The sequence below is a fragment of the uncultured Proteiniphilum sp. genome (assembly GCF_937873925.1).
Lineage (GTDB): Bacteria > Bacteroidota > Bacteroidia > Bacteroidales > Dysgonomonadaceae > Proteiniphilum.
The window spans coordinates 1-7,993 of the sequence record NZ_CALNAT010000061.1; the positions used below are offsets into that span (position 1 = coordinate 1).

Annotated in this window: 7 protein-coding genes; 5 read left to right on the top strand and 2 right to left on the bottom strand. The window is 46.1% G+C overall.

The annotated features are described in order from the left end of the window. Positions 1 to 254: 254 nt before the first annotated feature. Positions 255 to 1,295, top strand: coding sequence for an endolytic transglycosylase MltG (gene mltG, locus Q0502_RS04195; RefSeq protein ID WP_298647515.1), 1,041 nt, complete (start codon positions 255 to 257; stop codon positions 1,293 to 1,295). Positions 1,296 to 1,377: 82 nt separating this feature from the next. Here the strand turns inward: mltG and Q0502_RS04200 are convergent, their stop codons facing one another. Further along, complete coding sequence (locus Q0502_RS04200; protein WP_298647525.1) at positions 1,378 to 2,307, bottom strand: bifunctional riboflavin kinase/FAD synthetase; 930 nt, start codon at positions 2,305 to 2,307, stop codon at positions 1,378 to 1,380. A gap of 282 nt (positions 2,308 to 2,589) precedes the next feature. Here Q0502_RS04200 and Q0502_RS04205 point away from each other — a divergent pair, with 282 nt between their 5' ends. The 4 genes from Q0502_RS04205 to Q0502_RS04220 all read left to right on the top strand — a co-directional run bounded on the left by Q0502_RS04205 (position 2,590) and on the right by Q0502_RS04220 (position 7,607). After that, positions 2,590 to 3,831, top strand: coding sequence for a DUF1080 domain-containing protein (locus Q0502_RS04205; protein WP_298647527.1), 1,242 nt, complete (start codon positions 2,590 to 2,592; stop codon positions 3,829 to 3,831). 302 nt (positions 3,832 to 4,133) lie between these two features. Beyond that, complete coding sequence (rsfS, locus tag Q0502_RS04210) at positions 4,134 to 4,493, top strand: ribosome silencing factor (protein ID WP_298647518.1); 360 nt, start codon at positions 4,134 to 4,136, stop codon at positions 4,491 to 4,493. Between the two features lie 146 nt (positions 4,494 to 4,639). Next, positions 4,640 to 6,670, top strand: a complete 2,031-nt coding sequence (ftsH, locus tag Q0502_RS04215; protein ID WP_298647530.1) for an ATP-dependent zinc metalloprotease FtsH — start codon at positions 4,640 to 4,642, stop codon at positions 6,668 to 6,670. 361 nt (positions 6,671 to 7,031) lie between these two features. After that, positions 7,032 to 7,607 (top strand): superoxide dismutase, encoded by a 576-nt coding sequence (locus Q0502_RS04220; protein ID WP_298647520.1) that lies wholly within the window; start codon positions 7,032 to 7,034, stop codon positions 7,605 to 7,607. A gap of 80 nt (positions 7,608 to 7,687) precedes the next feature. On the opposite strand, the gene Q0502_RS04225 is transcribed toward Q0502_RS04220, so the two are convergent. Then, positions 7,688 to 7,993 (bottom strand): polyphenol oxidase family protein (locus Q0502_RS04225; RefSeq protein ID WP_298647522.1); only part of this gene is annotated, 306 nt, incomplete at its 5' end.

Here is a 7,993-nt window from a genome sequence, read left to right on the forward strand (position 1 = left end):
ACCCGTACGGCAGTTTAGCAAACTGCTGGTTTCAGCCACTCACCCACACTTCCTGGTGGATTTCCGCGAAATCGGATGCAAATATACAAGTTTGTTTTTAACTTGTCAAAGAAAAGGCGACATTTTCAAATGAATCTTTCACTAAAGTAGTCATTTTCTCACTATGGCCTAACCCAAACAAGTTTGGGCTATGCTCATTTAGTTTAACGAAAATGTTTTATTTTTGTACCGGTTCCCGTGAATCGTTATATAAAATGGAACAGGTAAAGAAGAAAAGAAATAAAATATTGCTGCTGATCATCGGTATTCTGCTGCTCGCGTTCATTGCGGCAGGAATCTACCTATATAATACAGTTTTTCAACCGTTCTCACTTGTGGAAACAACATATATCCATATAGACCGCGAGAAGAACTATGAGGAAGTGATCCGACAACTGAAGGAAAAGGCAGGACTTCCCTCGGAAAAGATATTCCGGCTACTGGCCGAACGGATGAATTACCCCACGATGGTAAAAACCGGAAGATATGCCATTGAAGACGGCATGACAATGCCCGATGTAATACGCCGGCTGCGGTCGGGCAATCAGGCACCGGTAAACCTCACGTTCAACAATATGCGTACCCGGGAGAACTTGGCAGGACGTATCTCTCAACAGTTGATGGTCGATAGCCTTTCACTGTTGAACGTCCTCGACGACCCTACCAATGCAGAAAAGTTCGGGTTCGACGAGTATACATTCATTGCAATGTTCATCCCGAATACCTACGAAGTATACTGGGATATGAGCATCGATAATCTGCTGAACCGCATGAAACGGGAGTATGACCTTTTCTGGAACGAAGGGCGAAAAGAGAAGGCCGGAAAAATAGGGCTTATGCCCGTGCAGGTCTCTACCCTGGCATCCATTGTGGAAGAGGAAGCCACTTATACCGATGAGTATCCCATCGTGGCAGGACTATACCTGAACCGGTTAAACAGGGGTATGCGATTGGAAGCCGACCCAACGGTAAAGTTTGCGGTGGGGGATTTCGCATTGCGCCGCATTTTATTCAGACATCTCGAGGTGGAATCGCCCTATAATACATATAAGAACAGCGGACTACCGCCGGGACCGATCCGCATTCCTTCTATCCAGGCGATAGAAGCCATATTATCGCCTCAGCAACACAGATATCTGTTTATGTGTGCCAAAGATGATCTCTCGGGCCGTCATAACTTCGCAACCACCCATGCCGAACACGCGCGTAACGCGGCTGCATACCAGAGAGCGTTGAATACACGGGGGATTTACTGAAATATCATTAACCCAAAGGCTGTTGGCCGGTTATCCGGCGATGAATGCGCGGAAAATCTGCTAAAGCACAAACCGGTCTTCGTCATTTTTTATTTTTCAACCGCTGTTTTACAGTCTCTTTATCCTGATGGATCTGAGCTACCAATTCCTCTTTGGTATCGAATTTCCGGTCGGACCGGATAAAATCGATAAATTCCACACTCATCGACTGGTTATACAGATCGCCGTGGAAGTCGAAAATATTGACCTCCACGCTGACCTCGCTGTCTGAATGCAAGGTAGGGCGCCTCCCGATATACAGCATTCCGGCATAGATAAGATCGCGCAAATGAACCATTACGGCATAGACCCCCAACTCAGGCACTACCTTAAAACGTTCCCAAACCCGCATATTAGCAGTGGGGAAACCAATGGTACGGCCTACCTGGTAACCCTCCACAATCTTACCCGATAATCTGTAATTATACGACAACAGTTCGTTGGCCTCTTTGATCTTTCCCGCTTTCAACAACCGGCGTATCTGCGACGAACTCACATCATCACCTTCAAATTGAAGTTCGGTGGCAAGGATCACCTTTATATCCAGCTCCTTTCCGTATTGGCTGTATTGGGGATAACTATCCTCCCTGTCATGCCCGAAACGATGATCATATCCCACAAGCAGCGTATCCACATGCAGTTGTTCTTTCAGGATCTTCTGCATAAACTCTTTTGCGGATAACTGCGAAAGCTCAACAGTGAACGGAAGACTGATGCAATAATCGATACCTGTGGTAGCCAGCTGTTCAATTTTCTCATCAAATCCGCATAAGAGCGCCGGCTGATAATCTTTTTGCAGCACCTTACGGGGATGCACCGGAAAGGTGATCACAGCCGAGGGTAACCGATGCCTCTCCGCCTCCCTCTTGACCTGATCGATCAGGTGCCTGTGACCGATATGTACACCATCAAAAAAACCTACAGTCGCTACGAATGAGAGGTCGGTGATCCTTTTCTCTACCGCTAAATCAATGAGTTCCAAAATTGAGTAAATTATTTATTAAACCGTGAGTATAAAACGAATTTAACGAAGCTTTGTTTAAAAAAAAAGGAATTCTTTTGCATATTTTCTTTCCTGTCCTAGGAAAGCTGAAGAGGATGAGAAAGGAATAAGGAGAGTCATGGGGAAGAAATTATGTGAAAAAACTTTCATATTAACAGCATTTTAGTAACTTTGTATTCAAAACTATCCCACTAGAAAGTTTAATCCTTTAAAAAAGAAGCAATGAAATCTAAATTTATTTTATTGGCTACAATGAGTATGATTGTTTTAACGACGGGCTGTACCGGAGAAGCGAAGCACAACACGCTGACGCAACAGGAGATTGCCGACGGCTGGGAACTGCTGTTCGACGGCTCCACACTGAACGGGTGGCGCGATTACAATGGCGAGAAACTGACGGCTCCCTGGTTTGCCGAAAACGGTATGATACAGGCCAAGGGCGAAGGCGCCGATGAACACGGTTACATCGTTACCGGAAAAACGTATGAGAATTTCGAACTGGTGTGGGACTGGAAAATTGCAGACGGCGGCAATAGCGGTGTGCTGTACCATGTGGTGGAGCATCCGAAATTTGCCGTTCCTTATGTAACCGGTCCGGAATACCAGCTGATCGATAACCTGGGATTTCCCGAACCGCTGGAAGAGTGGCAGAAAACAGCCGCAGACTACGCCATGCATACGACCGATCCGGCAAAGACCCTCATCAAACCGGCGGGAGAATGGAACAACTCCAAGATCGTTTTCAACAACGGTCATGTAGAGCACTGGCTCAATGGCGAAAAGGTGATCGAGTTTGAGGCCTGGACGGACGACTGGTTTGAACGCAAGAACAGCGGCAAATGGGAAAATGCCCCTGAATACGGCCTGGCGCGTAAAGGCGTGATCTGTCTGCAAGACCATGGGTCGGCTGCCTGGTTCCGCAATATAAAGATCAAAGAACTCCCCCGTAAGACTAAAGAGGTGACCTTGTTCAACGGAACGGACCTGTACGGATGGGAAGTATACGGAACCGAAAAATGGTATGTACAGGATGGTCTTTTGGTATGCGAGAGCGGTCCGGACAAACAGTACGGCTATCTTGCAACGCGTGAATACTACGATGATTTCGATTTGACCGTCGAGTTCAAACAGGAAGCCGACGGCAATTCCGGCGTCTTTATCCGCTCGTTCGTCGAGCCGGGCGCCATTGTAAATGGATGGCAGGTGGAAGTAGCCCCCACAGGGCATGATACCGGCGGTATTTATGAGTCTTACGGACGCGGATGGCTGGTACAGATCCCGGATGAAAAGGAAGAGATATTGAAAGAGGGCGATTGGAACACCCTGCGTATCATGGTAAAAGGCGACAATGTGAAAACCTGGCTCAACGGAGAAGAGATGGTTGACCTGACCGACGAAAAGATAGGTAAGGCACAGGGGCGCATCGCGTTGCAAATCCATGACGGGGGAGGCATTAAAGTGCTGTGGAGAAACCTGCAGTTAAAAACATTGTAACTGAAAGTGTAGCCGACAGGCAACACGGCCGGAGGACGAAAACTCCTCAATCAAAAAAAGCCCTGACCCTGTCATATAATATATTAATCGGAACCCTGTCCCAAAAAGACGGGGTTCTGTTGTATATTCCGCATCCCCCGGGTGCTCCCATACCTATGTTTTTCGACTGCCTCACTATTTCAACTTTTCATTCTACCCACTTTCCCACCTTCCCACGCACCGCTGTTGATTTTCATATTTATTTCGACTCTATTTTGAAAAAAGAACCTATCTTTGTATGATCAACTCACTTAAAACAAAGAATGACAAAAAAAAATGCACTCTTACAAAGTATTATTGAAGGAATTCAGGAAAAAAAAGGAAAAAATATCAGCACTATTCAATTAAAAGGTATGCCGGGGGCTGTCTGCGATTATTTTGTAATTTGTGAAGGCAACACACCCAGACAGGTATCGGCATTGGCTGATTCGATAGATGAGATCGTAAAGAAAAACACAAACGAGAATCCCATCCGTGTACATGGGCAGCAACTCGCCGAATGGATCGGAATGGATTACGGCAATATAATCGTACATATATTCCTACCCGAGCTCCGCAATTTTTACAATATCGACAACCTCTGGGAAGATGCCCGATCAGAACGCATTCCATCCATAGATTAAAACTTATTTCTCAAAAAATTGTTACAATAACTCAGACGATTTTCAGCAATGAAATCATCGAAAAAATTTCGTAATAGAGAGTCAGCCAAATGAACAATACGAACAAAGAAAATAAACAGGATAAACAACCCACCCTGCGGCCGAAAATGGGTGGAAACAATAATCCCAAAAGGCCATTCAACCCCTACTGGATTTATGCCGTAGTACTGGCATTGCTCATGGGGATGTGGTTTTTCGGGCAGGATACCACTATAAAAGAAGTAAAATGGTCGGAATTTCAACAATACGTGAAAGATAACCGCGTGAAGAGCGTGGTAATATACAACAACAAAGAGACAGCCGAAGCGGTCGTGCGCGAGGAATCGGTAAATTACGTTTTCGGGGAAGATGCCGGTAAGGCCGGGAGATTGCCATTGATCCTCATCAAGGTCCCTTCTCCCAATGCCGTATCGGAGTTTATCGACAATGTAAAAGCCGAGAAAAATTACGATATTGAAGTACGTTTCGATACGACGTCCGAGCTCTGGGGAGTATTACTCACTTTTGCGCCTTTTATCCTGCTCATCGTATTCTGGATATGGATGATGCGCAGGATGCAGGGGGGCGCCGGAGGCGGCGGGGGCGTTTTTAACGTAGGCAAATCGAAAGCGCAATTGTTCGACAAGGATTCCAGCCAGAAAGTAACTTTCAAAGATGTGGCCGGGCTCTCCGAAGCCAAAGAGGAGGTACAGGAGATTGTGGAATTCCTGAAGAATCCCAATAATTACACCAATCTGGGGGGAAAGATCCCCAAGGGAGCGTTGCTCGTAGGCCCTCCAGGAACGGGAAAAACATTACTGGCAAAAGCGGTTGCCGGCGAAGCCAATGTTCCCTTCTTTTCTATCTCCGGGTCCGATTTTGTAGAGATGTTCGTAGGTGTGGGAGCGTCCCGTGTCAGGGATCTCTTCCGTCAGGCAAAAGAAAAAGCGCCCTGTATCGTGTTTATCGATGAAATCGATGCCGTCGGCCGCGCACGTGGAAAAAACACCAATTTCGGATCGAATGATGAGCGGGAGAACACACTCAATCAACTCCTTACCGAAATGGACGGTTTCGGATCGAACAGCGGGGTGATCATCCTCGCCGCCACCAACCGGGCCGATGTGCTGGACAAAGCCTTGTTACGGGCAGGACGCTTCGACAGGCAGATCTATGTGGAACTTCCCGACCTGAACGACAGGAAGGAGATATTCAAAGTACATCTGCGTCCTATCAAGATAGACGAGTCTGTGGATGTTGAGTTCCTGGCCCGGCAAACACCCGGATTCTCAGGGGCCGATATTGCCAACGTCTGTAATGAGGCGGCACTGATCGCCGCACGGAAGAAAAAGAAATTCGTTCAGAAAGACGATTTCATGAATGCAGTCGACCGCATTGTGGGTGGACTGGAGAAGAAGAACAAGATCATCACCCAGGATGAAAAAAAATCCATTGCCATCCATGAAGCGGGACACGCCACGCTGAGTTGGTTCCTGGAACATGCCAACCCGCTGGTGAAGGTAACTATTGTTCCCCGCGGCAAAGCGCTGGGTGCAGCCTGGTATCTGCCGGAAGAACGGCAGATCACCACTAAAGAACAGATGCTCGACGAGATGTGCGCCCTTCTGGGGGGAAGGGCTGCCGAAGAGTTGTTTATAGGATCCATCTCCTCCGGTGCCATGAACGACCTGGAACGCGTAACCAAACAGGCCTACGCCATGATCACTTACATGGGTATGAGCGAGAAACTGCCTAACCTGAGCTACTACGATTCTTCGGGACAGGAGTACACTTTCTCGAAGCCCTATAGCGACGAAACGGCCAAGCTGATCGACAACGAAGTGAAGGCAATGATCAACCAACAATATGAAAGGGCGAAGCAAATTCTTACCGAAAAAGCGTGGGGACACAACCGGCTGGCAGGGATTCTGTTGGAAAGAGAGATCATTTATTCCGACGATTTGGAAAAAATATTCGGTAAACGCCTCTGGATATCGCGTTCACAAGAGATTCTAGAGAATGAGAAAGAATCCTCCGGCGGTATACAACTTCCCCCTAAACTGCACGGATCCGGAGACCACATATTTATCGACACGGATGAAAAGATCCCCTCCGGTTCCCCGCAGGAAAAAGAAAAAGAGGAGAGCGGAGAAACATAATGAATAAATTCACTTTGCCGAACGTAGAAATAGTATAATAAAAATTGAAAATAACTAAATCAAATTATTGAACCGGCAATAGAGAAAAGCAATAACTTGAAAAAAAACAACTGATAGTCTGACTTTTAACGGTCAGACTATTATTTTTATCACCTATTTTATCTAAATTAACAAGAATCAGTATAAATAAAATCGAACATTTCACGGATCGTTATCGTTATAAGGGCAAACAATAAGACTGACGGAAATGAGAACAATTCATTATTACTTATTGATCGGATTATTTGCATTATCGGCAATTAGTTGCAACAATTCCAATGCAAAAAACAATGAAAATGACAATTCTAAAAACAGTGTAAATATGAAATTCGAAAAAGTAGCATTACCTTATGCCACCGACGCTTTAGAGCCGGTGATCAGTAAACAGACAGTAGAACTTCACTACGGCAAACACCATCAGGCCTATGTGGATAATCTGAACAAGCTGGTGGTAGGGACAAAATTTGAAAATGCAGATCTTGAGACAGTGGTGAAAGAAAGTGACGGAGCTATTTTCAACAATGCAGGACAGATCCTCAATCATAATATCTATTTCACCTCTTTCAAGAAAGACGGCGGCGGAGAGCCTAAAGGCAAACTGGCCGATGCTATCAACGAACAGTTTGGGTCGTTCGACAAATTTAAAGAAGAATTCAATGCAGCCGGAGTCGCCGTATTCGGTTCAGGATGGGTATGGCTGGCAAAGGACCAAAACGGTAAACTTTCAATTTTGAAAGAAAGCAATGCGGGTAATCCGGTTACAAGCGGGTTGGTCCCTATTTTAGGTTTCGATGTATGGGAACATTCATATTATCTCGATTACCAGAATCGCCGTGCCGATCACCTGAAAGAAATATGGAAGATCATAGATTGGGACGTGGTAAGCGCACGTTATTAATTGAAAGCAATCTTCCGGCGGGTGCCACAGTAGTCAACTGAAGGGGAGGGAGTGAATGTCAGGAAAATTCACTCCCTTTTTTATCTCTTCATCATAATTCCCGTCAACATCCTCCCGGAATGTACGGTTTGCCGGCGGGCGGAAAAGAAAAGATCCTCTCTTTCATATGTGCACAATGTACTCTTTTCAATCATATTTTCGGGTATTCCCAGCCTGATGAGTTCCCTTTTGTTGATCTCTCTCAGATCGATATGGAATTTGGAGGCGGCGGTCTTTCTCCAGAAAAGTGTGGAATCGGACAAATCGAACCCCTGCTCGTGAAACCGGTCCGCCACCTCATCCCCTACTTCATAATTCGACACATCTATGGCCGGACCGAAACCGGC

Coding starts and splice junctions, on each gene's coding strand:
- Q0502_RS04205 (WP_298647527.1), top strand. CDS start 2,590: ATGAGTATGATTGTTTTAACGACGGGCTGTACCGGAGAAGCGAAGCAC.
- Q0502_RS04220 (WP_298647520.1), top strand. CDS start 7,032: ATGAAATTCGAAAAAGTAGCATTACCTTATGCCACCGACGCTTTAGAG.
- rsfS (WP_298647518.1), top strand. CDS start 4,134: ATGACAAAAAAAAATGCACTCTTACAAAGTATTATTGAAGGAATTCAG.
- mltG (WP_298647515.1), top strand. CDS start 255: ATGGAACAGGTAAAGAAGAAAAGAAATAAAATATTGCTGCTGATCATC.
- ftsH (WP_298647530.1), top strand. CDS start 4,640: ATGGGTGGAAACAATAATCCCAAAAGGCCATTCAACCCCTACTGGATT.